The 26,003-nt window shown below is 63.9% G+C and carries 25 protein-coding genes and 1 pseudogene; 3 read left to right on the top strand and 23 right to left on the bottom strand.

Features of this window, described 5'->3' with window-relative positions; all coding sequences use genetic code 11:
- Nucleotides 1–6 precede the first annotated feature (6 nt).
- The 6 genes and pseudogenes from H3Z74_RS10650 to H3Z74_RS10675 form a co-directional block, all read right to left on the bottom strand.
- The gene (locus tag H3Z74_RS10650; protein ID WP_187763838.1) at nt 7–264 is read right to left on the bottom strand and encodes a hypothetical protein; all 258 of its coding nucleotides are present in this window, start codon (nt 262–264) and stop codon (nt 7–9) included.
- Nucleotides 251–646, bottom strand: a complete 396-nt coding sequence (locus H3Z74_RS10655; protein WP_187763839.1) for a dioxygenase family protein — start codon at nt 644–646, stop codon at nt 251–253. Before H3Z74_RS10655 ends, H3Z74_RS10650 begins: the two co-directional genes overlap by 14 nt.
- A gap of 107 nt (nt 647–753) precedes the next feature.
- The gene (locus tag H3Z74_RS10660) at nt 754–2,121 is read right to left on the bottom strand and encodes a sensor histidine kinase (RefSeq protein WP_187764269.1); all 1,368 of its coding nucleotides are present in this window, start codon (nt 2,119–2,121) and stop codon (nt 754–756) included.
- A 204-nt stretch (nt 2,122–2,325) separates the two neighbouring features.
- Nucleotides 2,326–3,069, bottom strand: a pseudogene (locus tag H3Z74_RS24770) (DUF2336 domain-containing protein); the annotation flags it as partial.
- Nucleotides 3,070–3,271: 202 nt separating this feature from the next.
- Nucleotides 3,272–4,450: a hypothetical protein gene (locus H3Z74_RS10670; protein WP_187763840.1), complete on the bottom strand. Its 1,179-nt coding sequence runs from the start codon at nt 4,448–4,450 to the stop codon at nt 3,272–3,274.
- Between the two features lie 163 nt (nt 4,451–4,613).
- Nucleotides 4,614–4,907, bottom strand: coding sequence for an Hpt domain-containing protein (locus H3Z74_RS10675; RefSeq protein ID WP_187764270.1), 294 nt, complete (start codon nt 4,905–4,907; stop codon nt 4,614–4,616).
- A gap of 153 nt (nt 4,908–5,060) precedes the next feature.
- On the opposite strand from H3Z74_RS10675, the gene H3Z74_RS10680 reads away from it, so the two are divergent.
- From H3Z74_RS10680 to H3Z74_RS10690, 3 genes are all read left to right on the top strand, one after another.
- A complete protein-coding gene (locus H3Z74_RS10680; protein WP_229727023.1) occupies nt 5,061–7,295 on the top strand; it encodes a coiled-coil domain-containing protein in 2,235 nt (744 codons plus the stop codon).
- Nucleotides 7,296–8,009: 714 nt separating this feature from the next.
- A complete protein-coding gene (locus H3Z74_RS10685) occupies nt 8,010–8,750 on the top strand; it encodes a hypothetical protein (protein ID WP_187763843.1) in 741 nt (246 codons plus the stop codon).
- Nucleotides 8,692–9,072 (top strand): hypothetical protein, encoded by a 381-nt coding sequence (locus H3Z74_RS10690; RefSeq protein ID WP_187763844.1) that lies wholly within the window; start codon nt 8,692–8,694, stop codon nt 9,070–9,072. Before H3Z74_RS10685 ends, H3Z74_RS10690 begins: the two co-directional genes overlap by 59 nt.
- A gap of 78 nt (nt 9,073–9,150) precedes the next feature.
- Here H3Z74_RS10690 and H3Z74_RS10695 read toward each other — a convergent pair whose 3' ends face one another.
- The 17 genes from H3Z74_RS10695 to H3Z74_RS10775 all read right to left on the bottom strand — a co-directional run bounded on the left by H3Z74_RS10695 (nt 9,151) and on the right by H3Z74_RS10775 (nt 25,993).
- Nucleotides 9,151–9,591 carry a DUF2059 domain-containing protein gene (locus H3Z74_RS10695; protein ID WP_187763845.1) on the bottom strand — a complete coding sequence of 147 codons (441 nt, stop codon included), beginning with the start codon at nt 9,589–9,591 and terminating at the stop codon, nt 9,151–9,153.
- A 90-nt stretch (nt 9,592–9,681) separates the two neighbouring features.
- Nucleotides 9,682–9,963, bottom strand: coding sequence for a DUF1467 family protein (locus H3Z74_RS10700; protein ID WP_187763847.1), 282 nt, complete (start codon nt 9,961–9,963; stop codon nt 9,682–9,684).
- 7 nt (nt 9,964–9,970) lie between these two features.
- Nucleotides 9,971–11,551 (bottom strand): ribonuclease J, encoded by a 1,581-nt coding sequence (locus H3Z74_RS10705; protein WP_229727024.1) that lies wholly within the window; start codon nt 11,549–11,551, stop codon nt 9,971–9,973.
- A 187-nt stretch (nt 11,552–11,738) separates the two neighbouring features.
- Nucleotides 11,739–12,548, bottom strand: a complete 810-nt coding sequence (locus H3Z74_RS10710) for a type III pantothenate kinase (RefSeq protein WP_187763850.1) — start codon at nt 12,546–12,548, stop codon at nt 11,739–11,741.
- Between the two features lie 11 nt (nt 12,549–12,559).
- Nucleotides 12,560–13,312: a biotin--[acetyl-CoA-carboxylase] ligase gene (locus H3Z74_RS10715; protein ID WP_187763852.1), complete on the bottom strand. Its 753-nt coding sequence runs from the start codon at nt 13,310–13,312 to the stop codon at nt 12,560–12,562.
- Nucleotides 13,313–13,359: 47 nt separating this feature from the next.
- Nucleotides 13,360–14,805, bottom strand: coding sequence for an NADH-quinone oxidoreductase subunit NuoN (gene nuoN, locus H3Z74_RS10720; RefSeq protein ID WP_187763853.1), 1,446 nt, complete (start codon nt 14,803–14,805; stop codon nt 13,360–13,362).
- Nucleotides 14,805–16,352: an NADH-quinone oxidoreductase subunit M gene (locus tag H3Z74_RS10725; protein ID WP_187763855.1), complete on the bottom strand. Its 1,548-nt coding sequence runs from the start codon at nt 16,350–16,352 to the stop codon at nt 14,805–14,807. Before H3Z74_RS10725 ends, nuoN begins: the two co-directional genes overlap by 1 nt.
- Complete coding sequence (nuoL, locus tag H3Z74_RS10730; RefSeq protein WP_187763856.1) at nt 16,349–18,424, bottom strand: NADH-quinone oxidoreductase subunit L; 2,076 nt, start codon at nt 18,422–18,424, stop codon at nt 16,349–16,351. Before nuoL ends, H3Z74_RS10725 begins: the two co-directional genes overlap by 4 nt.
- A gap of 7 nt (nt 18,425–18,431) precedes the next feature.
- Nucleotides 18,432–18,737, bottom strand: coding sequence for an NADH-quinone oxidoreductase subunit NuoK (gene nuoK / locus H3Z74_RS10735; RefSeq protein WP_034161248.1), 306 nt, complete (start codon nt 18,735–18,737; stop codon nt 18,432–18,434).
- On the bottom strand, nt 18,734–19,345 hold the full coding sequence (locus H3Z74_RS10740) for an NADH-quinone oxidoreductase subunit J (protein WP_187763858.1): 612 nt from the start codon (nt 19,343–19,345) through the stop codon (nt 18,734–18,736). The genes nuoK and H3Z74_RS10740 overlap by 4 nt, the downstream gene beginning before the upstream one ends.
- Before the next feature lie 33 nt (nt 19,346–19,378).
- Nucleotides 19,379–19,864 carry an NADH-quinone oxidoreductase subunit NuoI gene (nuoI, locus tag H3Z74_RS10745; RefSeq protein WP_187763860.1) on the bottom strand — a complete coding sequence of 162 codons (486 nt, stop codon included), beginning with the start codon at nt 19,862–19,864 and terminating at the stop codon, nt 19,379–19,381.
- Nucleotides 19,861–20,913 (bottom strand): NADH-quinone oxidoreductase subunit NuoH, encoded by a 1,053-nt coding sequence (nuoH, locus tag H3Z74_RS10750; RefSeq protein WP_187763861.1) that lies wholly within the window; start codon nt 20,911–20,913, stop codon nt 19,861–19,863. Before nuoH ends, nuoI begins: the two co-directional genes overlap by 4 nt.
- Nucleotides 20,914–21,037: 124 nt before the next feature.
- The gene (gene nuoG / locus H3Z74_RS10755; protein WP_187763863.1) at nt 21,038–23,056 is read right to left on the bottom strand and encodes an NADH-quinone oxidoreductase subunit NuoG; all 2,019 of its coding nucleotides are present in this window, start codon (nt 23,054–23,056) and stop codon (nt 21,038–21,040) included.
- Between the two features lies 1 nt (nt 23,057).
- Nucleotides 23,058–23,708: a hypothetical protein gene (locus tag H3Z74_RS10760; RefSeq protein WP_187763864.1), complete on the bottom strand. Its 651-nt coding sequence runs from the start codon at nt 23,706–23,708 to the stop codon at nt 23,058–23,060.
- A 38-nt stretch (nt 23,709–23,746) separates the two neighbouring features.
- Nucleotides 23,747–25,051, bottom strand: a complete 1,305-nt coding sequence (nuoF, locus tag H3Z74_RS10765; RefSeq protein WP_187763866.1) for an NADH-quinone oxidoreductase subunit NuoF — start codon at nt 25,049–25,051, stop codon at nt 23,747–23,749.
- Between the two features lie 112 nt (nt 25,052–25,163).
- A complete protein-coding gene (locus tag H3Z74_RS10770) occupies nt 25,164–25,328 on the bottom strand; it encodes a hypothetical protein (protein WP_187763868.1) in 165 nt (54 codons plus the stop codon).
- Nucleotides 25,328–25,993: a complex I 24 kDa subunit family protein gene (locus tag H3Z74_RS10775; RefSeq protein ID WP_187763869.1), complete on the bottom strand. Its 666-nt coding sequence runs from the start codon at nt 25,991–25,993 to the stop codon at nt 25,328–25,330. Before H3Z74_RS10775 ends, H3Z74_RS10770 begins: the two co-directional genes overlap by 1 nt.
- Nucleotides 25,994–26,003 lie beyond the last annotated feature (10 nt).

Raw genomic sequence — 26,003 nt, forward strand, 5'->3', positions numbered from 1 at the left:
TCCAATTCAGGCGTGCCGCTCCAACCTTATGTCGCGGCGGGCGAGCCATACCCCGGCCGCATTCCGCTCCAGCCGAACGATCCCCGTTCCGCCGCGCAGTTCCTGCGCCCGGCGATAGGCCTGCGTGACGCCGAATTCGCCGTCGAACACGACATCGTCGAGATAATAGGCCGGATGCCCCGGTTCGGCGATGAACAGGTGGACGTGCGCCGGCATAGTCTCGTTCGGATAGGGCGCGGGCTTGATCGTATCAAAAGTGTACACGCCGTCTCTGCCCGTCTTCACCCAGGCGCCCATGACGCCGGCTCCATTCGGATTCGCTCGTGCCGTTGGCGTAGCGCCCGGCGGCATTGGTATGATGCGCATAGATTACCACATTCGCCGCCGGCCTTGTGCCATCGGCGGCGAGCACGCGGCCGGTAAGGATCATGCGCTCGCCCGGCTCGGCCTTGCCTGCCATCCGCAGCGATGCCGGAAGCCCGGCTGGTGCGCGTTCGGCAACCGCCTCGCACCCTTCGCAATTGTACAGATTGGCGCGTGCGGGTTCGGCACCGCGTCGCCACCAGCCGGCTCGCGCAGACACCGCGAGGCCGGCGGCGGCCAATCCAAGGCTCAGCACAGCGGTTCGTCGATCCAATCGCGTCATAACGGACTCGCGAAGACTGCAGGTGCAGCAGCCATAGCGCATTGCCACATTTGCAGGAACCGCCCAGGCGAGACTGACCTGGCCAGGCGACATTCGACCCGACCCAGTTACTCGCGATACGGCAAGGTAAAGACGAACCGCGCGCCCTGCCCCGGCGCACTGTCGACAGTGATGTCGCCGCCCATCGCTCGCGCCAGGCGGCGCGCGATATAAAGACCAAGGCCGCTGCCGCCCGCTTCGTGCGGGTCGACGCGTTCGAATTTTTCGAAAATGCGCTTCTGGTCCTCGATCGCGATGCCCTTGCCCTGATCGGCGACGATCACTGCGGCGATATCGCCCTCGCGTTCGGTGCGGATCCACACCATGCCGTCGACCGGAGAATAGCGCACGGCGTTGCCGATCAAATTGACCAATATCTGAAGCGCGCGGCGGAATTCGCCAGTCGCGGGGAGCATGTCGTCAGGCGCAGGCTTGTCGATCCGCACTTTGGCGCCGCTCGCGCGGACACCGAGCAGGCCCGCCGCGCGACGCGACACGTCCGCGAGATCGATCGGTTCAGCCGCGACCTTGAAGCCGGGCCGCTCGATCGCCTGCAGATCGACCAGATCGTCGACCAGCCCCATCAGGTGCCGGCCGGCACTGGCGATATCGGCGGCATAATCGGCATAGTCCTGACGCAACGGCCCCTCCGATTGCGCATTGATGCTGTCGGCATTGGCGATGATCCGCCCCAACGGCGAACGCAGCGCCGCATCGAGCCGCGCGGCAAAGGCGCCCGACACGCCTTCATTTTCCGGAAAGGGCGCAACCGGCGCCGGATCGGGATCGATCATGTGCGCGGCGCCGATAAAGCCGGCAAACGCGCCCTGGCTGTCGGTGCGCGGCGTTGCAGCCAGTCGCACCGCCTGCCCGGTGGGGCGAACGGTCGCGCGCTGATCGTCAAAGCGCTGCCGCATCGCCAGCCCGCCAAGGATCGGAAACGCGCCTTCGCGGTCCTCCCCCAGCAGGAACAGGCGCGTCAGCGGCTGGCCGAGCATCTCGCCTGCATCGAAGCCGTATTTCGCGCCCACGGTGATCGACAGGAAACTGACCCTGAGCGCTGCATCGGTCTCCCACAGCCAGTCAGCGCCGCTGCGCAGGAAATCGCCCTCGCGCTCGCCATCGGGCGTGCCGGAGCGCCAGGCCGAGCGCATGCGCCAGCCAGTGATCTCCAGACGAACACCCTGAGCATCGGGATTGGCGCGAACCCACAGATCGACGTCGCCATCCCCATCGCCCGCGACCACGCCACGCGAGATCAGGATACCGAGCCGCTGAGCGAGCCGCGCGAGGGTCGCGACCTGCGGGATCGCGATTGGCTGGCCGAGGCCGCCACCGGCCCGGGTGTTGAGTTCGTGCAACCGCTGATCGGCCTCGATCAGCCGGCCGGCGGGATCGAGCAGACCGCGCACCGGCGGCAGGCTTGAATCGAGCATGTTCACGCCCGCTTCCGCGCCAGTGCGCGCAGCGCAGCGCGATAATCGGGGTGAAGCCTGAGCGGCGCAAGCGCAGCACGCGCCGTATCGGCCGGGGTCGCGACGATCGTGTCGATCGAGATCGGCAAAGGCCTCGAGATCGCGGCGTGCATCGGCTTCGCATAGCGCGAGCCCGATGCGAGCGATCGGTTCACGGCCCAGCTCGAGCGCCCGCAGAACCAGCCAGAGCCGGGCGGCATCGGGATCGAGCACGACCTCGCGCGCCTGGTGGAAGTCCAGACCCATCGCATGCGCGATCAGGGCGATGAACAGGGCGATGCGGCGGTCGCCGATCGTTTCGAGCAGCAAGGCGGGCAGTTCCCCGGGCGATGCCTCGATTGCCGCCGCAAGCCGCATCGCTGCCGCTTCCAGCCGGTCGCCCTCGTCATGTGCCGCAAGACTCCGCGCAGCCGCTTCCGCGAGCGCGCGATCCAGTGCTGCCATCGGTGCGTCGGCATCGGTCGCGAACCGTTCGCGCAGAGCCGCCGCGACCCACCAGACCAGCCGGTGATGCAGATCGGCCGGCAAGTCGGTATGCGAGCCCATGCCGCCATCGATCGCGCCGCGCCGCCGGCTTTCCGCCGTCATCAGCGCCATTGCCCCGGCCGCCACGACCGAATCGGGTTGATTGACCAGGCGCGCGAGCAGGCTGGGCTTTTCGGGTTCGTCGGGCGCGGCCGGCGGCAGCGCGTCGCCCAGCGCATCCTGCTGCACACGCGCAATCAACTCACGCATCAGATCCACATCGCGCAGCAAGCCGGCAACGACCAGGCGATCCAGTACCGAGACGCTGGCCGCAGTCAGGGTCTCAGCCAACATTGTCTCTTCGCGGGCGGCCAGCAGGCGCGCCGCATGCTGCCGCAGCGCACCGTCGATCGACACCACCATCGCGGCAAGCGCGGTCGCCATCGCCGATCGCGATCGATCGTCGAGCCGGGCATCATCGGGCAGGAAAAAATCGTCGATCGCTACCGCGAGCCGATGATCGGCACGCGCGTCTGCACCGGCTGCGCGCACAAGCAGCGGGCCGGCCCCCTCTGGGTGCCATCATCCATGTCGCGAACGTTGATCGACATGTGTCTCGGCTTAGGGAAATGTCGTTAAAACGAAACTAAGGCTTTTCGCGAAATGCCTCAATGGCAGCGAAAAGCGTCACCCCGGCATACATTGCCGCCAGTGATAACCCGATCAGCGGATATCCTGCACCGACCGGAATCAGCATCGCCACCAGATAGGCGACCGACGTCGCCCACCAGGCCCGTCGCGTCCGGTCATGTGCAGCGCGTTCGACCAGCGCCGCTGCGGCGATCAGCGTGATCGACAGAGTCCATCCGGTTGCCGTGCCGGTCTGCATGCTGGCATGCCCGAGTTCAAGTGCGGCGAGCGCCGCGAATCCGGGAATCGCGGTACGTTGCGCGCGCGAAAGCCCCTCCTCGTCGCGCAGCCAGGCGAGCGCCTGCCCGATGGTGAAGGCGAGCGCGGCGACAATGGTGAGCGCCACCCCTGTGCCTGGCCAGGCGAACCAGATCGCTGCGAGCCCGCCAAGGCCGATCACACACCCCGTCGCTCCCAGGGCCCAGGTCGGCATTCCGCGCGCCATCAAAGCGGGCAGCACGAGCCGGGCGAGAGGCGCGAGCAGGAATCGGTCGGCCCAGGCGACTGGCTTGGACACCAGCGCCGCGAGGATGACGTTCCCGCGATCAGCCAAGGTGCGCGAATCGCGTTCGATGCCGTGCGCACCGCCGGCAGCACCGGGCGGCATGGCAATCTGGACGGCCTGAGCTTGCGCGGCGACGCGCAGCAGCGTTGATTGGAAGTCATAGTCCCTCGGCATCGCCGCCACCTCGGCGATCCGCTTGGGATCGAGCCGCGCCAGACCGGCCCAGGCGGCATCGACACCGACACGCTCGAAGCCCGGCACCGCGTCGCGGTCGGACATGGTCAGGATCGCATCCTCGCCATCGCCGGCAAGCAGAGCGACAACATCGCCGGTCGTGACCAGGCCATCGGCGACGACCAGCACGCGCGCGAGCGGGTGGATCTTCTGCTTGGCCTCGACCGCGTTGCGCACGACATCGACCGAAACGCCGCGCCGCCCGATCCGGCTGATCGCACCAAGCAGTTCGGGCGTGAGCCGCGCAACGACAACGATAAGCTGCGATGCGCCGGCGGCGACCACCAGCCGCGCCTGGAATTCGATCAGCGTCAGTCCACCGAACGGCAAGGTCGCCGCCAGCGTGCCGCGCCGGTCGTCGGCATCCTCAGTCGCGAAAATCAATCCAGCCAGCATCATCCGGCTGTTAGGGCGTCACGGCGCGAATGGCAAAGACCCGCGTCGGCCCCAATCGACCGAGGCAGCGGTTAGGAGATGGATGCACCCATCCGTGCGCCGAAAGGAAGACGCCGTCGAACCGCGCTCCCGATGACTCTCCCAGTGACTCTCCCAGTGACTCTCAGAGCCGCTCGACCGCGCGGCGCAGCTTGCGCAACAGGACGACATCATGTGGCGGAACGGTCGCGGCTTCAGTGGCGATCGCCATCAGCCGGATCGCGCCAAAGCTTGCCGCCAAGCCCTTCAGCCGCCAGGCCGCCGCTTGCCACCCTTCCGCATCGCGCGCACGCTCCAGGCCGTCCAGCCCGCGCTGCACGCTGTCGAGAAACGCCTCACGCAGCTCGGCAATCAGGGCAGGTTCGTCACCCACCGCTGCCGCCAGCGTCGCATCGATTGCACCAGGATCATACGCCATGCCGCTGTCGTACATCGCAACTCTTAAGGCGAGGTTTCGCTATTCGCTTTCCGGCGCTGCAAATCGTGGTAAACAATGGATATGAATGGGGGTTCGCGCATTGTCGATATCCGCCCGGGGCACGGCAAGGCCGCCCCGGAGGATGATCTTATCTTGTCGGATCCATTGCCCATCGAAACGCCCGAACTGACACCCGAGTTCGACGATGACGACGCCGATGACGCGCCGCGCACCCGATTCGGCTGGGTCGCGCCCACCCTCGGCGTGCTGGTGTCGATCGGCTGGGTCGGCGCGATGCTGTGGCTGTCCTGGCCGAGCCTGACGCGGGCCGAGCCGATGGCGCTGACCGGCTTCATCGCTGCGCTGTGTGTCCCCCCGGCGCTGATCGGTATCCTGCTGATCCTTGCGCTGCGCACCAGCAGGGCCGAGGCGCATCGTTTCGGCATCACCGCTCAGGCGATGCGCGCCGAGGCCGCCAGCCTGGAGCGAACGGTCGCGGTGCTGTCGCGCACGATCGACGCCAATCGCACCAAGCTCGCAGAACAGACCACCGCGCTGATGGCGATGGGCGACGGCGCCGCGAACAAGCTGGCGACGATCGGCACCGGCCTTGCGACTCAAGTGGCCGAGACAGACACGCATGCAAGGACCCTGGCCGAGGCCGCGGCGATCGCCCATGCCAAGCTCGATGTGTTGATGGCGATGCTGCCCCGCGCGCACAGCGAAACAGCCGAAATGGCGCGGACGCTTGAACGTACCGGGTTGAGCGCGACAGAACAGGCCGGTGCACTCGATGCGCAGCTGACCGCGCTGGCCGAACGCGGGCGCGAGGCCGATGCCGTCGCCGGCGGCGCGGCGCAGCGACTCGCCGCGCACATCACGCGGATGGAAGCGACCGGCGAGACCGCCGGCACGCGGCTCGAACAGATTACCGAAGCGATGTCGGAAGCGGTCGACGGCCTGCTCGGCCGTACCGCCGATGCCGTCGATGAAGCGCGCAAGGGCATCACTGCGCAGGGCGAAGCGATGCTGGCGATGCTCGGCACCAACCAGGCGGCGCTCGACCGTGCCGGCAAGGACGGCGCCGAGGCGCTGGCCGCGCGGATGAGCACGATCGAGGCGCTGATCGACCGGATCGCTACGCGACTCGATCAGCAGCGGGGAACGAGCGACGCGATCATCGTCGAACTCGACGACGGCATTACCCATGTGTCGGGACGTCTCGATGCGCTTCACGCACAGGGGGTCGATCGAACCCAGACGCTCGCTGCATCGATCAGCGCGCTGGGCGGATCCGCCGATGCGATGACCGAAGCGCTCAAGACCGGCGACCTGATGGCGACCAGCGCAATCACCACGACCGAGCGGCTATTGCTCGCGCTCGACGCCGCAGCGCGCGAGATCGACGAGACGCTGCCCGACGCGCTCACCCGGCTCGACACGCGCATCCTCGACAGCCGCAAGGTCATCGGCGACGCCAAGCCCGAACTTCTTGCGCTCGTTACTGCGGCCGAGAGCACGCACGACGCGATCGAAGCGATCGCTCAGGTCATCTCGCATCAGCGCGATACGGTCGACAAGCTGTCGGGCACATTGCTCGAAACGCTGACCAGCGGCCAGGCCAAGGCCGATGCGCTCGGCCAGATGGTCGACGACACGATCGGCCGCACGCATCGCTTCGCCGAGGAAGCCGCACCCCGGCTGGTCGAAGCGCTGCTCCGCGTCCGCGATACTGCCAGTGCCGCCGCCGACCGCGCGCGCGAAACGCTGGCCACGGTCATTCCGGAGGCGACTCAGGCGCTCGAGACGGCCAGCGTCGCGGCGATGGAGCGTGCCGCTGGCAATGCCGTACTGCAGCAGATCGCATCGATCGGCGAAGCCGCGGAGATGGCGGCGGAAGCCGCGCAACGCGCATCCGAGCGGCTGACGCGCCAGATGCTTGCCATCGCCGATTCGACAGCGATGGTCGAAAGCCGGATCGAGGATGCGCGTGAGGAACGCGAAGCCGCTGATCGCGATACATTCGCCCGGCGTGTGTCGCTGCTGATCGAATCGCTCAACTCGGTTTCGATCGACATCACCAAATCGGTCTCGGCCGAAGTCTCCGACAGTGCCTGGGCAGCCTATCTGAAGGGCGATCGCGGCGTCTTCACCCGCCGCGCGGTGCGCCTGCTCGACGCCGGAGAGGCGCGCGAGATCCTGCGGCATTATGACGAGGACCCGGCGTTCCGCCAGCAGGTCAATCGCTATATCCACGACTTTGAGGCGATGCTGCGCGCGATCCTGGCGCAACGCGACGGATCGCCGCTGGGCGTGACCTTGCTGTCGTCGGATATGGGCAAGCTGTACGTTGCGCTCGCCCAGGCAATCGAGCGCCTGCGCACCTGATCGCGCCGCGAGGCGCCCCACTCGCCGACATCTCTTCACGAGAGCGATTCGGGGCCGAAATGATGCTGTTTCTGCTGTTATTTCGGCGCCAATTTTTTCCATGCTGTTAAGTTGGATTTCGGGTTCAAAATTCTATCCTGTTTCCAGTCTCTTACGATCAATTATGCTGTTATTGAATAACAGCATGAAAACAGCACGGAACAGCATGCTGTTTTCGACGCAACAGCATGCGCGAGCGTTCAGTTTTGACGACAATGAGAAAGAGCGTGGCGAAGGCCCGGTAGAGCCCCGTCCGGTATATGCTGCCAGGGTCGATATTGGATTTGAATCGCCCTCACCGGAACTGGACGATAGGCACCAGGCCCTCAACAACGGCGCGCCGGGAGCTGGGCGTAGCAACAGCGAACCATGGCAGGATGGCATCGCAACGCGCTGTATCGATGTAGGATCGGCTATAAACGTGCGTTCATCGATGATATCCTCCGGCCAACAATCAGGCACAGGAGACCGAATGTCGTTTCTTCGTTTGGCGCCCCACCCCTGTCGCTTGCCGATACAGCGCTGAGGTCCGCGCCCATGTCACGATCAAACCGCTACCCTTCCGCGTCCACCCCAATCTCGAACTTTTACAGCGTGGGCCGGCATTACCGCACTGGTACCGTCGATCCGCCCACCCCCGCCGATCGAGGCGCCGGGCCCTGGAGATCCAAGCCGGTGACGGCCAAAACGGTCGCGCAATACGCGCTCCTCGATGCCGCGGTCGGGTTGCCGACCATGGTTTACCCCGGGGTCAACGCGACCCGCCATCTGCGACATTATCTCAACAATTCGGGCCAGACCTATACGATCGATCTGGAGGATATGATTCGCTGTGTGCCCAGCGCGAAGCGCGCGATGGTGGCTGAATTTCGCCAGGCGCAACGTTTCCTCCAGGGAATGCCGGTCGGCCGACATCTGTTCACGTCAAGCAACACCGAAAGCTCGTATAACGAGGAGAGCGAGAACCCGGAGTGGTACTTCGCGATTGGCGGCTACTCCTATTGGGGCAAGGGTGAGGCAACCATCACCCCCTCCCAGAATGGCAGGCGTTATGAGGTGGATTTCACCTATTGCTTTCGCGACCGGTATAATTGGGATGGCGGCAAGGCGGTGGTGATCGGTGGCGTGCTCGTCACCGATAAATTCATGGGCGAATTCCACCGCCAGGGGCTTGCTCGCGAGTTCGATTGCGTCGGATCCGTACGCCGCGCCATTACCTGGGATGGCGATGCCACATTCCCCCCGAACAATCTATTCTCACACGGCAAAGACGATCGTGATGCGGGCTTTGCCAATGCTGGCGACGGCGTTCACCCTTATCGCATGCAGCGCTTCGCCCGCGCAGGAGAAACCACGGATGACGACCGAGAAGACGCAGGGCGACGCCGCTGCAATCCTGAAACGGATTGGGCTTGAACTGCCGCCCACCGCCAAGAGCGAATTCGCCGAGCAGAACAGTGGGCAGGATGATTCAGCCCGGCTGGTGGCAGTGATGCCCATGGGCGACTGGAAAGCGTTATTGGCACGGTTGCCGATGCCGGAATCCGATCAGGCGCCATTCGAGGCGGAGGCGAACTTCCATCTTGGTGCGGATAAGGGTCAATGGACTCCCGGTAAGGCCAAGGGGCTGGAAACGGTCCAGCTGCCCTGGCACGGCGGGGCGGAATCGCTGAATCTGGGCATTGCGCCGGCGGGCCAGGACGAGGTTCGCCTGTTTATCTACTGGTACCAATTGTAAGGGGATCCACCTCGCGGACGATCAAGCTGGTCGACATCGGGTCGCGTGCTACCCAGTCGATTTTCGAAAAGCCGCCGATCAATCAGGCGCGGGGCTGGCGCGCTCCGCTTCGGCAATAATCTGCTCGACCAATTCCTCCGTGTTCGTGCTGATATAGGCGTCCATCCGCCAACGCCCCTCAAGAAAGTGCTGCCCTTCCGGCGCTTCGAAGAAAGCCACTATGATCTGAAGTTCGGTCTCGGTGAACTCCCAGTTGATATGGGTTTCGTATTCATCCTGCCATATTTGTCGATGGCAGGCATATGCGGCCTCTAACTTCCGCGTCCCCTGCATTACGGCATCAATCGGTACCGCGCCGCCATCTAATAGCCGCGTGAACAATGGCGTGCCGGGCAGCGCGAACCGCTGCAAGAAGCTGCCTGTATCAATGCGCTCCTGGATGCCCGTCGCTTGCAAGAAGCGCCGAATAAGGTCGAGTTTGGAGAGGCTCGGCGGTTCGTCAATCTCGGCTGACGTCATGTCTCCCCCCTTCATTCCAGCACGTCATGCTTGCTGATAACGCACTGACCCCGAACCAGCGAAGCCAGGCTCAAAGGGCGAATCCCGCCCCTATGCCCCCTCGTTGCCCAGCCTGTCGAACAGGTCGACAGTGTTCGGCGTGACCCATCCGAAATGATAGTTGAGCATGAACAGCCCGAACAGGATCGTGGCAACGATGGTCACGCGGAGCGCGACCTTGCCGGCCTGGAAGGTATGCGGCGCACTCTCGGCCTGACCCGGCACGCGCGCCACCCCTGCCTCGTCCGACGTGCGCACCCCAAAGGGCAGCACGAAGAACACCGAAAAGGCCCAGAACAGGAAATAGATGGCGAGAGCCGAGGTCCACCGCATCGCCGGATCAGGCTTCGATCAGCAGCACGTCGACGATCGGCTTCTTGCCGGTCCAGCGCGTCGCGACACGGCGGACAGAGAGCCTGACGCCCTCGCGCAGTTTGGATCGATCACGGCCGCCCGAGCGGACTGCCTCGACCACGGCGTCGATGGCCTCGGCAACGAACGGGTCGCGGTCTTCCTCGACCGGAATGCCCTGAAGCTGGACCTGCGGCTGGCCGAGCAGTGCGCCATTCTTGCCGATCGCGACCGCGACCGATATCTGGCCGAACAATGACAGCTTGCGCCGCTCGTTGATCGTCGCCCCGTCGCCCGGCAGGATCACATCGCCATCGAGTACGAGGCGGCCGACCGCGGCATGGCCGATCTTTTGCGGATCGCCCGGTGCCAGCCGCACGATATCACCATTGGTCTGCACCAGTGCCTGCGGCACGCCTTCGGACAGGCCGAAGCGCGCCTGCTCCATCAGATGGCGCATTTCGCCATGTACCGGCATCAGCACATCGGGCTTCATCCAGCGATACATTTGCGCCAGTTCGGGGCGACCGGGGTGACCGGAGACATGGACATGCGCCTGGCGGTCAGTGATCATCACCACGCCCTTCGCCGCAAGCTGGTTCTGGATGCGACCGATCGCGACTTCATTGCCGGGGATCTGCTTCGACGAGAAGACGACGGTATCGCCGGCGTCGAGGCTGATCGGATGCTGGCCATTGGCGACGCGCCCAAGCGCAGCGCGCTCCTCACCCTGGCCGCCCGTGGCAACGACCAGCACCTTGTTGCGCGGCAGGCGCATCGCGGCATCGGCGTCGATCGTTTCGGGGAAATTCTTCAGATAGCCGGTCGCACGGGCGACCTTCAGAATGCGATCGAGCGAGCGGCCCTGAACGCACAGCGCGCGGCCGGTTTCACGCGCGACCTCACCCAGCGTGTGGAGGCGGGCGGCGTTGGAGGCGAAGGAGGTGACGAGCACCCTGCCCTTGGCCTTGCCGATCGTGTCCATCAAGCCGAGCAGGACATCGCTTTCCGAGCCGGAGGCTTCCGGATTGAAGACATTGGTCGAATCGCACACCAAGGCGAGAATGCCGGCATCGCCGATGGCCGCGAGCTGTTCCGTCGTCGCCGGATTGCCGAGCACCGGCGCCGCGTCGAGTTTCCAGTCGCCGGTATGGAATATGCGGCCATAAGGCGTGTCGATCAGCAGCGCGCTCGCTTCGGGAATCGAATGCGACATGGGCACGAACTGGACACCGAACGGGCCGAGATCAAAGGGCTCACCGGGCCGCTTCACGTGAAGTTTCACGCGGTCGGCATTGCCTTCCTCTTCGAGCTTGCCGCGGATCAGGCCGGCGGTGAACGCCGTCGCATAAAGCGGCACGCCGAGATCCTCAGCGAGATAGGGCAGCGCGCCGATATGGTCTTCATGGCCGTGAGTCAGCACGATGCCGACCAGATCGTCGAGGCGTTCTTCGATGAATTGCAGGTCGGGCAGGATCACGTCGATGCCGGGATAGGCCGGATCGGCGAAGGTGATGCCGCAATCGACCATCAGCCATTTGCCCTGGCAGCCATAGAGATTGACGTTCATGCCAATCTCACCGGAGCCGCCGAGCGCGACGAAAAGGAGTTCTTTCTTTGGATTAGTCACTAAAATTATTGTCTTTCTGGTTCGGCCAGTCCCGCGATAGCGGACGGCCATAGGAGTGCGCGTTCAGCGCGATAATCTGGTTGAGGATGGAGCGGGGCGCCATTCCCGGGCGCGCTCTCGCAAATCTCTAGGCCCTTATATGGGCGCGATCCCACAGCATCGCCAGCCCCTGAATGGTCAGATCGCCCTCGATATAGTCGAAAACATTGGTGTGTTGCTCAAAAAGGGTCGCCAGACCGCCGGTGGCGATGACCTTTACCGGCCGGCCGACCTCTTCCTTCATGCGCGCGACCAGCCCTTCGATCATCGCGATATAGCCCCAATAGATGCCGATATTCATCTGGCTGACGGTATCGCGGCCGATCACCGAGAGATTGCCGGTCGGCGCCTCGATCGCAATACGCGGCAGCTTGGCGGCGGCAGTGACCAGCGCGTCGAGCGACAAGTTGATGCCGGGGGCGATGATCCCGCCCTTGTACGCGCCCGAATAATCGGAAAAATCAAAGGTCGTCGCGGTGCCGAAATCGATCGTGATCAGGTCGCCGGGATACAGCGCATGCGCCGCGATCATGTTGACCGCGCGATCCGCGCCGACCGCATGCGGTTCCTCGACATCGAGGTGCATGCCCCATTCGACCGGCGGCTGGCCGGCGATCAGCGGCTCGCCACCAAAATATTTGCGCGCGAGCATCTGCAGATTGTGCAGCGCGCGCGGCACGACCGTGGCGATGATCACCGCGGTTACGTCCTTGCGATCATAGCCTTCGAGCGTCAGCAGCTGGCTGAGCCACACGGCATATTCGTCCGCGGTGCGGCGCGGGTCGGTGGCGATGCGCCAGCGCGCCTTGATCGCTTTGACGCCACTGCCGCTGCCACCACCGGTATCGACCAGCGCGAACACGACATTGGTATTGCCGGCATCGATCGCGAGCAGCATGCGGCAGCCTTTCAGATCAGGAACACATCGGCGGCGTGAATGACACGGGTCGTGCCATCCGCCAAGCGCAGGATAAGCGCGCCGTCATTGTCGAGTCCGGCGAACAGGCCGTCGGTCGCGCTGCCATCGGGCAGCCGGGCGGTCAGCGCTGTACCAACGGCATGCGCACGCTCCAGCCAGCGCGCGCGGATCGGCGCGAGACCTTCGCCGCGCCAGCGCGCGAGCCAGAGCGCGAACGCCTCGGCCAGGGTGTCGAGGAAATCGGCCGGATCGGGCGCGACACCCTGCGCGGCGAGACTGGTGGCGGGGCGATCAAGCTCGGTTGGATGATGCGCCAGGTTGACGCCGATGCCGATCACCACGGCATCCCCGGCTCCTTCGAGCAGGATGCCGGAGAGTTTCGCCCCGCCGAGCAACAGGTCGTTGGGCCATTTGAGCTGGAGCGAAGATCTCGCCCCGTCATCCCCGCGAAAGCGGGGATCCCGCTGCCTTTCAGCGCTCGCGGAAGAAGAAGCTGGATTCCCGCTTTCGCGGGAATGACATTGGGGGAGGTAAGCGCGAACCACTTCTTCAAGCGCCACCGCGGTGAGCAATGCCAGCGTGGCTGCCTGTGGGTCGCTGGCGCGCAGCCGCACCAGGGTCGAGGCATAGAGATTGCCGACTGGCGAGGCCCAGGCCCTGCCCTGCCGCCCGCGACCGCCGGTCTGGCGCTCCGCGCGCAGCCAGACGCCTTCCTCCGTGCCGCTCCGTGCGAGCGCCAGCATATCGGCGTTGGTCGATCCCGTCTCGGCGACGGTGCGGATGCTATGGCTCAGAACAGCGACCGTGCGGCAGCCAGGGTCAGCGCACCGAGCGGCGCGAGCAGCACCCAGCCGACCGGCGAAACGAAGACTGCCGCCGCCGCGATCAGTCCGCCTTCGACGATGCTGTCATTGCGTTCGAATGCCGGTGCCGGTTCGTCGAAATACATCACCTTCACGACACGCAGATAATAATAGGCGCCAATCACCGAAGCGACGAAGCCGACCACGGCCAGCGGATAAAGCCCGGCACCGATCGCTGCATTGAACACCGCCAGCTTGGCATTGAAACCAAGCAACGGCGGAATGCCGGCAAGCGACAGCATGAAGACCAGCATCGCCAGCGCGAGAGCCGGGCGAGTCTGCGACAGGCCTGACAGGCTGGCAATCGTCTCGACCGGTTGCCCATCGGCGTCGCGCATCTGCAGCACGACCAGGAAACTGCCCAGGGTCATGGCGACATAGACGGTCAGGTAGAACAGCACCGATGCGACGCCCGCTTCGGTGCCGGCGGCAAGACCGACCAGCACGAAGCCGACATTGTTGATCGACGAATAGGCAAGCAGCCGCTTGATATTGCTCTGGCCGATCGCCGCAACCGCGCCGAGGATGATCGAGGCAAGTGCCGCGAAGATCACGATCTGGCGCCATTGATCGGTTGCCGGGCCCATCGCCTCGATCGCGACGCGCACCGCCATCGCCATCGCCGCGACCTTGGGGGCGCTGGCGAAGAATGCGGTGACCGGGGTCGGTGCGCCTTCATAGACGTCGGGCGTCCACATATGGAATGGTACGGCGCTGATCTTGAAGGCGAGGCCGGCGAATACGAACACCAGCCCGAAGGTCAGGCCGAGCGAATGGCCCGCGCCATAAGCCGTGGCGATCTGGTCGAACATGGTGCTGCCGGAGAAGCCGTAGACCAGCGAAATACCGTAAAGCAGGATGCCGCTGGCGAGTGCGCCGAGCACGAAATATTTGAGGCCCGCCTCGGCCGAGCGCGTGTCGCGGCGCATGAAGCTCGCCAGCACATAGGCAGCAAGGCTCTGCAGTTCGAGACCGACATACAGCGTCAGCAGGTCGCCCGCCGATACCATCATGCCCATGCCCGCCGCCGAGAGCAGGATCAGCACGGGATATTCGGGACGCAGATCGTCGCCAGTGGTGCGCGCGAAGAAACGCGGCGCCATTATGATCGCCACCGCAGCGGCGATATAGATCAGCACCTTGGCAAAGGCGGCAAAGGCATCGGCACGGTACAGGCCATAAAATGCCTCACCGCCGCTGGAGGCCGGGCCGATCAGCGAGATACCGGCACCGGCCAGGATCGCGACCGCGGTCCAGGACACGGCGCGGGTCGACGCCTGGCCGCCCCAGGCGGCAACCAGCATCAGCGCGATCGCGCCGATCCCGAGCACCAGCTCAGGCAGGGTCATGAGGAGTGAAGCGCTGTAATCCATCAGTGAGCGCCCTCATGCGCGGCAGGTGCGGCGCCGTGCGCCGCGGCGGGCGCGGGCTTGCCGAGTTTCAATTGCGAGTCGCCGGGAGGCGTGGCGCGGGCCACGCGAGCGACCAGGGTCTGCACATCACCGCGCATCGGCGCGATGAAGCTTTCCGGATAGACGCCCATCCACAGCACGACCGCCGCGATCGGCGCGAGCAAGGCGATTTCGCGCAAGCTCATATCGGGCATGGCGCGGACATCGTCCTTGGTCAGGTCGCCGAACACGACGCGGCGATAGAGATACAGCATGTACGCTGCGCCAAGGATGATGCCGGTCGTGCACAACAGGGTGATCGTGGTCGACACCTTGTACGTGCCCGCCAGGCTCAGAAACTCGCCGACGAAACCGCTGGTGCCGGGCAAACCGACCGACGCCATGGTGAAGAGCATGAAGAACAGCGCATATTTCGGCATGTTGATCGCGAGGCCGCCGTAACGGTCGATCTCACGCGTGTGCAGCCGATCGTAGATCACGCCGACGCACAGGAACAAGGCGCCCGAGACAAGGCCGTGCGAGAGCATGACGATCATCGCGCCTTCGATGCCCTGCTGATTGAAGGCGAACAGGCCGATCGTCACGATCGCCATATGCGCGACCGAGGAATAGGCGATCAGCTTCTTCATGTCGGACTGCACCAGCGCGACCAGCGAGGTGTAGATCACCGCCACCGCCGACAGGCCGAAGACGAGCCAGACGAGCTGCGCCGAGGCTTCAGGGAACATCGGCAGCGAGAAGCGCAGGAAGCCGTAGCCGCCGAGCTTCAGCAGCACGCCGGCCAGGATGACCGACCCCGCCGTCGGCGCCTGGACGTGCGCGTCGGGCAGCCAGGTATGGACCGGCCACATCGGCATCTTGACTGCGAAGGAGGCGAAGAAGGCAAGCCACAGCCAGGTCTGCGCCTGAACCGGGAAGTCATAGTTGAGCAGCACCGGAATGCTGGTCGTGCCGGCTTCCTGCACCATCCACAGCATCGCGATCAGCATCAGCAGCGAGCCGAGCAGCGTGTAGAGGAAGAATTTATAGCTGGCGTAAATCCGGTTCGCACCGCCCCAGATGCCGATGATCAGATACATCGGGATCAGGCCGGCTTCGAAGAAGATGTAGAACAGGAACAGGTCCTGCGCCGCGAAGGTGCCGATCATCAGCACTTCGGTGATCAGGAACGCGGCCATATATTCCGGCACGCGCTTGGTGATCGCGCTCCAGCTCGCCCCGATGCAGATCGGCATCAGGAACACGCTGAGCATGATCAGCATCAACGCGAAACCGTCGATGCCGAGCGACCAGCCGAACACCCCGAACAGATGTTCATGATGTTCGACGAACTGCCATTGCGGCCCGCCGATATCGAACTGCGCCCACAGGCCGATGCCGAGCAGCAGATCGACCAAAGTCGCGCCAAGCGCGAGCCAGCGCGCCGTATTCGCATTGACGAACAGGCAGGCGATCGCGGCGATCGCCGGGATCGCGAGCATCACGGTAAGGATCGGAAAGCCGCTCATCGTGTGATCGCCCAGGTAATCGCGGCGGTCAGGCCGATCAGCATGACGAAGGCATAGCTATAGACATATCCGGATTGGAACCGTCCCGCGACGCGCGTGCCCTGCTGGACCAGCCAGGCCGAGCCATTGGGCCCGAACCGGTCGATCGTCTTTTCGTCACCACGATGCCAGAACAGGCGGCCGATGGCGAAGGCGGGGCGCACGAACAGCAAGTCGTACAGTTCGTCGAAATACCATTTGTTGAGCAGGAAGCGGTACAGCACGCGGAACTGGTCCGCCACCTGTGCCGGGAAAGCTGGCGCACGGACATAGGACATCCACGCGCCCCACAGGCCGAGCGCCATGGCGATCGTCGCACTAAGCTTCACCAGCAGCGGCACCTCGTGCATTTCGTGCATCAGATGCTCGCTGAACGCGATGCTGCCCTTCCAGAAGATCTCCCCAGCCTGGGGCTCGATGAAGAAGCCATGGAAGGCGAAGCCCGCCGCGACCGCACCAACCGAGAGCAGCACGAGCGGAGTGAGCATCGACCACGGGCTTTCATGCGGATGGTAGCCGCCGGTGCCATCACCCCCACCATGGGCATGATCGGCATGAGCATGGTCGTCATGCCCGTGATCGTCATGCGCGGCGGCGTGATCGTCATGATCATGCGCGTCGTGAAGCGCGTGCTGGATATGCTCGGACTGAGTCCAGCGCGGCTTGCCGTAGAAGGTCAGGAACATCAGCCGCCAGGAATAGAAGCTGGTCAGCAGCGCGACGATCATGCCGACAATCGATGCGCCCGACTGGCCCGAGGCCCAGGCCGCTTCGATGATCGCGTCCTTGGAATGGAAGCCGGCAAAGCCGATCGCGAGATGATTGCCGAACACCGCGGGGATACCGACACCGGTGATCGCCAACGTGCCGGCCATCATCGCCCAGAAGGTGATCGGGATGCTTTTCCGCAGCCCGCCATAGTAACGCATGTCCTGCTCGTGGTGCATTGCATGGATCACCGAGCCGGCGCCGAGGAACAGCAGCGCCTTGAAGAAGGCGTGCGTGAACAGATGGAACATCGCCGCGCCGTACGCGCCGGTGCCGGCGGCGAAGAACATGTAACCGAGCTGCGAGCAGGTCGAATAGGCGATCACGCGCTTGATGTCGGTCTGCACCAGGCCGACCGTCGCGGCGAAGAAGCAGGTCGCGGCACCGACGGTCGTCACCACGCTCAGTGCGACCGCGCTGGTTTCGAACATCGGCGACAGGCGGCAGACCATGAACACGCCGGCGGTGACCATCGTCGCGGCATGGATCAGCGCCGACACCGGGGTCGGCCCCTCCATCGCGTCGGGCAGCCAGGTATGCAGTCCAAGCTGCGCCGATTTGCCCATCGCACCGACGAACAGCAACAGGCACAGGATGGTCATCGTATCGAAACGATGGCCGAGGAAACCGATGGTCGAGCCGGCCATGCCGGGCGCCGCGGTGAGGATCTCGGGGATCGAGACGGTCCCGAACACCAGGAACGTCCCGAAGATGCCGAGCATGAAACCGAGATCGCCGACACGGTTGACCACGAACGCCTTGATCGCGGCGGCATTGGCGCTGGGTTTCTTGAACCAGAAACCGATCAGCAAATAGGAGGCGAGACCGACGCCTTCCCAGCCGAAGAACATCTGAACCAGATTGTCGGCGGTCACCAGCATCAGCATCGCGAAGGTGAACAGCGAGAGATAGGCGAAGAAGCGCGGCTGGCTGTCGTCCTCGGCCATATAGCCCCAGCTATACAGATGGACGAGCGCAGAGACCGAGGTGATGACCACGAGCATGACCGCGGTCAGCGCATCGACGCGCAATGCCCAGTCGACCTGCAGATCGCCCGAACGCAGCCAATGGAGCACCGGCACGACGCTGGGCTCTGCACTGCCGGCGATAAAGCTGAAGAAGATCGGCCAGGACAGCGCGCAGGACAGGAACAGCGCGCCGGTCGTGATGACCTTGGTCGGCACGTTGCCGAGCATGCGGTTGCCCAGGCCGGCGACGATCGCAGCGAGCAGCGGCAGGAAAACGATGAAGAGGATCGACGTCACGCTGCGATTACCCCTTCATCCGGTTGACGTCGTCGACCGAAATCGTACCGCGTCCGCGGAAGTAAATGACCAGGATCGCCAGGCCGATCGCCGCTTCGCCCGCGGCGACGGTCAGCACGAACATCGCGAACACCTGTCCGACCAGATCGTGAAGATAGGCCGAGAAGGCAACGAAATTGATGTTCACCGACAACAGGATCAGTTCGATCGCCATCAGCATGACAATCAGGTTCTTGCGGTTGGCGATGATGCCCAGCACGCCGAGGGCGAACAGGATCGCCGCGACCACCAGATAATGCGTCAGCCCGATCACAGCTCCACCCCCTGCCCGACGCCGGGCTGCGTATTGCGCGTCGCATCCTGCGGACGGCGAGCGTTCTGGCGCGACACATTTTGCGCGCGCACCCCGCCGCGTTCGCGGTGCGTCAGGACAATCGCCCCGATCATCGCGACCAGCAGGACCAGGCCAGCGCCTTCGAACACGAAAAGGTAGCGCGTGTAGAGCAGCCGGCCGATCGCTTCGATATTGTTGATGGTGGGATCGATCGGCGCGGCGCGACGGCCAAGCTCGATCGCGCCCGCGCTCCACGCACCGAACGCCACCATGATCTCCGCCGCGAGTGCGATCGCGAAGACCACGCCGATCGCCGCATAGCGCGCGAAACCGGCACGCAGCTCGGCGAAATCGATGTTGAGCATCATCACGACGAACAGGAAGAGCACCGCGACCGCGCCGACATAGACGATGATCAGCAGCATCGCGATGAATTCGGCGCCGACCAGCACCATCAGCCCCGCCGCGTTGAAAAAGGCGAAGATCAGCCAGAGCACGGCGTGGACCGGGTTACGCGCGGTGATGGTCAGCGCGCCGCTGACGATCACGAGGGTCGCGAACAGGTAAAAGGCGATTGCTTGGATCACGGAATCGGGAGGCCCCTCTAAGTCGGCTGGCGCTTAACGGTACGGTGCATCGGCGGCAAGGTTCGCGGCAATCGCGCGTTCCCAGCGATCGCCATTATCGAGCAGCTTCGCCTTGTCGTAGATCAGCTCCTCGCGCGTTTCGGTCGCATATTCGAAATTCGGTCCTTCGACCACCGCATCGACCGGGCACGCTTCCTGGCACAGGCCGCAGAAAATGCACTTGGTCATGTCGATATCGTATCGCGTGGTGCGGCGGCTGCCGTCCTCGCGTGGTTCGGCCTCGATCGTGATCGCCTGCGCCGGGCACACTGCCTCGCACAGCTTGCATGCGATGCAGCGTTCTTCGCCGTTCGGGTAACGCCGCAGCGCATGCTCGCCGCGGAAGCGTGGGCTCAGCGGGTTCTTCTCGAACGGATAGTTGATCGTCGCCTTCGCCTTGAAGAAATACCGCAAGGTCAGCGCATGCGCCTTGAGGAATTCCCACAGGGTGTAGGATTTGATGATCTGAGCAAGGCTCATGACGGAACTCCAACACGTGTCAGCATCAGGAAGCCCGACACGAGAAATACCCAGAACAGCGACAGCGGCAGGAAGATCTTCCAGCCCAGACGCATCAGCTGGTCATAGCGATAGCGCGGGACGGTCGCCTTCACCCAGCTGAACAGGAAGAAGAAGAACAGAATCTTGGCGAACAACCAGATGATCCCCGGCACCCAGTAGAGCGGCGCCCAGTCGAACGGCGGGAGATAACCGCCCCAGAACAGGGTCGCGTTGAGTGTGCACATGAGGATGACGTTGGCGTACTCGCCAAGCCAATAGAGCGCGAAGCTCATCGACGAATATTCGGTCTGGTAACCCGCGACCAGTTCGCTCTCCGCCTCGGTCAGGTCGAACGGCGCGCGTTGCGTTTCCGCCAGCGAGGAGATGAAGAACACGATCGCCATCGGAAAGAGCAGCGGGTTGAAGATGAAGCCGTTGGCAAAGCCGTACAGCCCCTTCTGCGCCTCGACGATCGCCGACAGGTTGAAGCTGCCGGTCCACAATACGATCGAGATCAGCACGAAGCCGATCGCGACTTCATAGCTGACCATCTGCGCCGCGGCGCGGATCGCCGAGAAGAACGGATATTTGGAGTTGGACGACCAACCAGCCAGGATGATGCCGTAAACGCCGAGCGACGAAGCCGCGAGAACGTAGAGCAGGCCGACATTGATGTCGGACAGCATCACCCCGACCTGGAACGGCACCACCGCCCACACGATCAGCGCGACCGTGAAGGTGATGATCGGTGCGAGCAGGAACAGGCCCTTGTTCGCGGCCGTGGGTACGATGGTTTCCTGCAGGAAGACCTTCAGACCGTCGGCGAAGCTCTGCAACAGGCCGAACGGACCGACCACGTTGGGACCGCGACGCAATGCCATCGCAGCCCAGATCTTGCGATCGGCGTAAATGATCATGGCCACCGCCAGCATCAGCGGCAGCGCAATGACGAGAATGCCGACGATGGTGGAGGTGAACCACGCCCATTCGAACGGCATGCCGACCCAGTTTTGGAAGAACGCGGTCATAGTTTCGGTTCCCCGGCGAAGGCCGGGGCCCAGCCCGGGAAAGACTCGCGCGACAGCGCGATCGGCGCTGCGCGCCGAGCCTGGCCCCCGGCCTCCGCCGGGGAACAATTAAAACTCACGCCCTTCACTCCGCCGCCTCCGCGAATTCCTGGCCATGGACCAGTTCGGCCGAGCAGCGCTGCATCGTCGGTGACGCGCGGCAGATCGCGTTGGTCAGGTAAAAATCCTTGATCGGATAGCCGGTGAGTTCACCCTCGCCTTTGGCTTCGAGCGCCGGCGGGTTCCAGCCAAAGCTGCGCAGGCCGAGCGTCGCGAGATCGGGCGTGTCCGCGCCCATCGCCGCACGCAGTTGCTCGATCGTGTCGAACGGCAAGGTCTTGCCCAGCACCGCCGACAAGGCCCGCAGGATCGTCCAATCCTCACGCGCGTCGCCTGGCGGGAACACCGCACGCTCGCCGCGCTGCACGCGGCCTTCGAGATTGACCCAGGTGCCGGATTTCTCGGCATAGCTGGCGCCCGGCAGGATCACATCGGCATGCGCCGCGCCCTTGTCGCCATGATGCCCGATATAGACCTTGAAGCTCTTGTCGAAGGCCGAGAAATCCACCTCGTCCGCGCCGAGGAAGAACGCCAGTTTTGGCTTGGCCGCAGCGATATCGGCGATGCCGCCCTTCTGCGCCCAACCGAGCATCAGGCCACCCATGCGGCTCGCCGCCATGTGCAGGACGTTGAAGCCATTCCACACCCCGCCGCCTTCAAGGGTGCGAACGAGATTGAGCTTCTTGACCAGCGCCAGCGCCGCGCCGTGGCCGCCCTTGAGTGCCGCGCCGCCGACGATGACCATCGGCTTGGCCGCATCCTTGAACGCATCGGCGGCGGCCTTGGGCAGCTTGCCGAGCAAAGTAAGGTCGCTGCCGAGCCATTCGACCTTGTAGGTCAGGTCAGTCTCCGGTCCGATCGCGAAGACCTTCGCGCCCTTCTTGATCGCCTTGCGGATACGCGTGTTCACCAACGGCGCTTCCCAGCGCAAATTGGTGCCGACGAGCAGGATCACATCAGCGTCTTCGGTGCCAGCTATCGTGGTGTTGAAATTGACCGCCGCCATCGATGTGGCGTCGTACGCCATGCCGGTCTGCCGCCCTTCGAGCAAAGTCGAGCCCATCGCGCCAAGCAGCGCCTTTGCAGCGTAAAGCGTCTCGCTATCGACCAGGTCGCCATGCACGGCCGCGACACTCGAACCGGCATTCACCGCCGCAATGGCGCCAAAGGCTTCATCCCAGGTTGCCGGCACCAGCTTACCATTGGTCCGCACATAGGGCCGGTCGAGCCGGCCGCGCACCAGGCCGTCAACGGCATGGCGCGTCTTGTCGCTCGCCCATTCCTCATTGACGTCCTCGTTGATCACGGGGAGCGCGCGCAGCACCTGACGGCCACGGCTGTCGAGGCGGATATTGGTGCCAACCGCGTCCATCACGTCGATGGTCAGCGTCTTTTTCAACTCCCATGGCCGCGCTTCGAAGGCGTAGGGCTTGGAGGTCAACGCACCGACCGGGCAGAGATCGACGACATTGCCGGACAGCTCGCTGGTCACCGCGCTTTCGAGATATGACGTGATCTGCATGTCCTCGCCGCGACCGATCGCGCCGATTTCCTCGACCCCGGCGACTTCCTCGGCAAAACGGATGCAGCGCGTGCACTGAATGCAGCGCGTCATCACCGTCTTGACGATCGGCCCCATATATTTCTCGGTCACGGCGCGCTTGTTCTCGTCATAGCGAGACTGGCCGCGGCCATAAGCGACCGACTGATCCTGCAGATCGCACTCGCCACCCTGATCGCAGATCGGGCAATCGAGCGGATGGTTGATGAGCAGGAATTCCATCACGCCTTCGCGCGCATTCTTGACCATCGGGGAATTGGTGAAGACTTCCTGATTGTCCGCCGCCGGCAAGGCGCACGACGCCTGCGGCTTGGGCGGACCAGGCTTCACCTCAACCAAGCACATGCGGCAATTGCCGGCGATGCTCAGCCGCTCGTGATAACAGAAACGAGGGATTTCCTTACCGGCGATTTCGCACGCCTGCAGCACAGTGGCGCCGGCGGGGACCTCGATCTCGATCCCGTCTACTTTAAGTTTAGGCATATCAGTTTCTCACCGCCGATGTCGGGGCCGGCCGATCGTCACCAGCTTCCGCTGTCATCAACAACTCGGGCGTTGCGATACGGTGATACAGCGCTTCGGCAAGCGCCGCGCGCAGCGATTGCCGATTGGCGATCAATTTGGCGTTGGTTACCAGGCACGGATTAAGCGATGGCGAAAGGCTCGCAATCGCAGCCCGCTCTTCGGCGCTTTCCGCTTCGGCGCGGACGAGTTTCATAATGCCTGACGGATTTGTCGCGGCAACGCATATAGCCATCTCGTCGACGGCCTGTTCCCGCGCGGACACCTTAAACCACGGATTGCGATAATTGGCCCTGAGCGGCTGAGCTTCCGGTACCGGCTGATCTATCATTCCGTTGATCAACGCTTCTGCCAACAACCCCCGCTGGATCGCAGCCGGCGACTGCACCTTCATTGACTCGGTAAACGCGGTCGCATTGGGCAGGTTGAGGCAGTCCGCCTCGCGAAACAGCGGGCGACTAACTCGCGCGGCAACGTCCGGTGTCGTCGTATCGAGAAACAGCCGGGCATCCTCCCTGCGGCGCTCCACCAAGCAAGCTGCAAACTCCTGCGCCGCCCTGATCGAGGCTTGCGTGCCATGTTCGCGCGTTTCCGCTGCGGCAGGAACGGTCATCCCGATTGCCAGGCAGGCCACGCCAACGCCTCGGAACATCATTCCGCCGCCTCCATCATCGGCGATAATCCGCCGCCCTGCTTTTCGATGATCCGCCGCTCCATTTCGGGGCGGAAATGCTTGATCAGGCCCTGGATCGGCCAGGCAGCAGCGTCACCGAGCGCGCAGATGGTATGGCCTTCGATCTGCTTGGTCACCTGATAGAGCGTGTCGATTTCCGATACATCGGCATCGCCAGTGCGCATCCGCTCCATCACGCGCCACATCCAGCCAGTGCCTTCGCGGCATGGCGTGCACTGGCCACAGCTCTCATGCTTGTAGAAATAGCTCAGGCGGCTGATCGCGCGGACGATGTCGGTCGATTTATCCATGACGATCACCGCCGCGGTGCCGAGGCCCGAGCCGAGCGCCTTGAGCCCGTCGAAATCCATCGGCGCGTCCATGATCTCCGCCGCCGGCACCAGCGGTACCGACGAACCGCCCGGAATCACCGCGAGCAGATTGTCCCAGCCGCCGCGAATACCGCCGCAATGCACTTCGATCAGTTCGCGGAACGAGATGCTCATCGCCTCTTCGACGACGCACGGCTTGTTCACATGGCCGCTGATCTGGAAGAGCTTGGTGCCCTCGTTCTTCTCGCGGCCAAAGCTGGCGAACCATTCCGGCCCGCGACGCAGGATCGTCGGGACGACCGCGATCGATTCGACATTGTTGACCGTGGTCGGGCAGCCATACAGGCCGGCACCGGCCGGGAACGGCGGCTTGAGACGCGGCTGGCCCTTCTTGCCCTCCAGGCTTTCGAGCATCGCGGTCTCTTCGCCGCAGATATAGGCACCGGCGCCGCGATGGACGAACACGTCGAAATCATAGCCTGACCCGCAGGCATTCTTGCCGAGCAGCCCTTTGTCATACGCCTCGGCGACGGCGGCGAAGAGTGTCTCCGCCTCACGGATATATTCGCCGCGAATATAGATGTACGCGGCGCGCGCGCGCATCGCAAAGCCGGCGATGAGCGCACCCTCGATCAGCTTGTGCGGATCGTGGCGGATGATCTCGCGGTCCTTGCACGACCCGGGTTCGGATTCATCGGCATTGATGACCAGGAAGTTCGGCCGGTCAGGCTTGGGTTCCTTGGGCATGAAGCTCCACTTCATGCCGGTCGGGAAGCCCGCGCCACCACGGCCGCGCAGGCCAGATGCCTTCACCTTGTCGATGATCGCATCCTGGCCGATGGCCATCAGCGCCTTGGTATTATCCCAGTCGCCGCGCTTCTGCGCGGCGGCAAGGTTCCACGGCTGAAAACCGTAGACATTGGTGAAGATGCGATCCTTGTCGGCGAGCATTATTTTTCGCCCTTCCGATTGCGGCGAGCGGATACGATGAACCACAGCGCGACTGCGGCCATGGTCAGCGAAATGCCCAGTCCGGTCACCAGAGCGATGTTCAGACCAATGTTCACTTCGGTCCTCCCAGCATCTTTTGCGCGCCGAAATAGATTACCAGGCCGATGCCGATGACGATCAACAGGCCAAGCAGCTTGAAGGTCAGCTTGAGCGCCCAGCCGAGCACGACAATGCCGCCGATGATCGCGAGAATGGTGATGAGCGTATTCTTGTTCATCACCATTCTCCCCGATAATCGTGATTCTCGTCGACCATCGCCTTGAGTGAGGTCGGCCCGCCGGCGGGCTCGCTGCTCTTGCGCCCGGTGCTCGATCCCGGCGGCGGCGTCTTGCCCGCTGCCAATGCATCAAGGATCGCGGTGGTGCGGTCGTAATCGAGATCTTCGTAATTATCGTCGTTGATCTGCACCATCGGCGCATTGGCGCAGGTGCCGAGGCATTCGACCTCAGTCAGAGTGAACAGGCCATCGGGTGTGGTCTTGCCCTTGATCAGACCATGATTCTTACACGCCGACAGGACATCGTCCGATCCGGCGAGCATGCACGGCGTCGTACCGCACACCTGGACATGATAGCGGCCGACCGGCGCCATGTTGAACATGGTGTAGAAGGTCGCGACCTCATAGACGCGCATATAGGGCACGCCGATCACGCGCGCGACGAACTCGATCACCGGGACCGGCAGCCAGCCCTGGGTCTGCGTTTCCGCACCGACCTGGCGCTGGGCGAGATCGAGCAACGGCAGCGACGCCGATTGCTCGCGCCCCTTGGGATAGCGACCGAGGATCTCGTTCGCCTTTTTCTGGTTTTCGTCGGTCCACGCGAACGCGCCCCAGCGCGCGCGGGTTTCGGCTTCGTCAGGGATTTTAGGTGCTTCAGCCATTAACGGCTCC

The sequence above is a fragment of the Sphingomonas alpina genome, assembly GCF_014490665.1.
Taxonomy (GTDB): domain Bacteria; phylum Pseudomonadota; class Alphaproteobacteria; order Sphingomonadales; family Sphingomonadaceae; genus Sphingomonas; species Sphingomonas alpina.

What these genes read in the sequence shown, in the direction of transcription:
- H3Z74_RS10655 (WP_187763839.1), bottom strand. Translation starts at nt 646, where the DNA reads ATGACGCGATTGGATCGACGAACCGCTGTGCTGAGCCTTGGATTGGCC.
- H3Z74_RS10660 (WP_187764269.1), bottom strand. Translation starts at nt 2,121, where the DNA reads ATGCTCGATTCAAGCCTGCCGCCGGTGCGCGGTCTGCTCGATCCCGCC.
- H3Z74_RS10670 (WP_187763840.1), bottom strand. Translation starts at nt 4,450, where the DNA reads ATGCTGGCTGGATTGATTTTCGCGACTGAGGATGCCGACGACCGGCGC.
- H3Z74_RS10675 (WP_187764270.1), bottom strand. Translation starts at nt 4,907, where the DNA reads ATGGCGTATGATCCTGGTGCAATCGATGCGACGCTGGCGGCAGCGGTG.
- H3Z74_RS10690 (WP_187763844.1), top strand. Translation starts at nt 8,692, where the DNA reads ATGACGACCGAGAAGACGCAGGGCGACGCCGCTGCAATCCTGAAACGG.
- H3Z74_RS10695 (WP_187763845.1), bottom strand. Translation starts at nt 9,591, where the DNA reads ATGACGTCAGCCGAGATTGACGAACCGCCGAGCCTCTCCAAACTCGAC.
- H3Z74_RS10700 (WP_187763847.1), bottom strand. Translation starts at nt 9,963, where the DNA reads ATGCGGTGGACCTCGGCTCTCGCCATCTATTTCCTGTTCTGGGCCTTT.
- H3Z74_RS10705 (WP_229727024.1), bottom strand. Translation starts at nt 11,551, where the DNA reads ATGAACGTCAATCTCTATGGCTGCCAGGGCAAATGGCTGATGGTCGAT.
- H3Z74_RS10710 (WP_187763850.1), bottom strand. Translation starts at nt 12,548, where the DNA reads ATGCTGCTCGCGATCGATGCCGGCAATACCAATGTCGTGTTCGCGCTG.
- H3Z74_RS10715 (WP_187763852.1), bottom strand. Translation starts at nt 13,312, where the DNA reads ATGCTGGCGCTCGCACGGAGCGGCACGGAGGAAGGCGTCTGGCTGCGC.
- nuoN (WP_187763853.1), bottom strand. Translation starts at nt 14,805, where the DNA reads ATGGATTACAGCGCTTCACTCCTCATGACCCTGCCTGAGCTGGTGCTC.
- H3Z74_RS10725 (WP_187763855.1), bottom strand. Translation starts at nt 16,352, where the DNA reads ATGAGCGGCTTTCCGATCCTTACCGTGATGCTCGCGATCCCGGCGATC.
- nuoI (WP_187763860.1), bottom strand. Translation starts at nt 19,864, where the DNA reads ATGAGCCTTGCTCAGATCATCAAATCCTACACCCTGTGGGAATTCCTC.
- nuoH (WP_187763861.1), bottom strand. Translation starts at nt 20,913, where the DNA reads ATGACCGCGTTCTTCCAAAACTGGGTCGGCATGCCGTTCGAATGGGCG.
- nuoG (WP_187763863.1), bottom strand. Translation starts at nt 23,056, where the DNA reads ATGCCTAAACTTAAAGTAGACGGGATCGAGATCGAGGTCCCCGCCGGC.
- H3Z74_RS10760 (WP_187763864.1), bottom strand. Translation starts at nt 23,708, where the DNA reads ATGACCGTTCCTGCCGCAGCGGAAACGCGCGAACATGGCACGCAAGCC.
- nuoF (WP_187763866.1), bottom strand. Translation starts at nt 25,051, where the DNA reads ATGCTCGCCGACAAGGATCGCATCTTCACCAATGTCTACGGTTTTCAG.
- H3Z74_RS10770 (WP_187763868.1), bottom strand. Translation starts at nt 25,328, where the DNA reads ATGAACAAGAATACGCTCATCACCATTCTCGCGATCATCGGCGGCATT.
- H3Z74_RS10775 (WP_187763869.1), bottom strand. Translation starts at nt 25,993, where the DNA reads ATGGCTGAAGCACCTAAAATCCCTGACGAAGCCGAAACCCGCGCGCGC.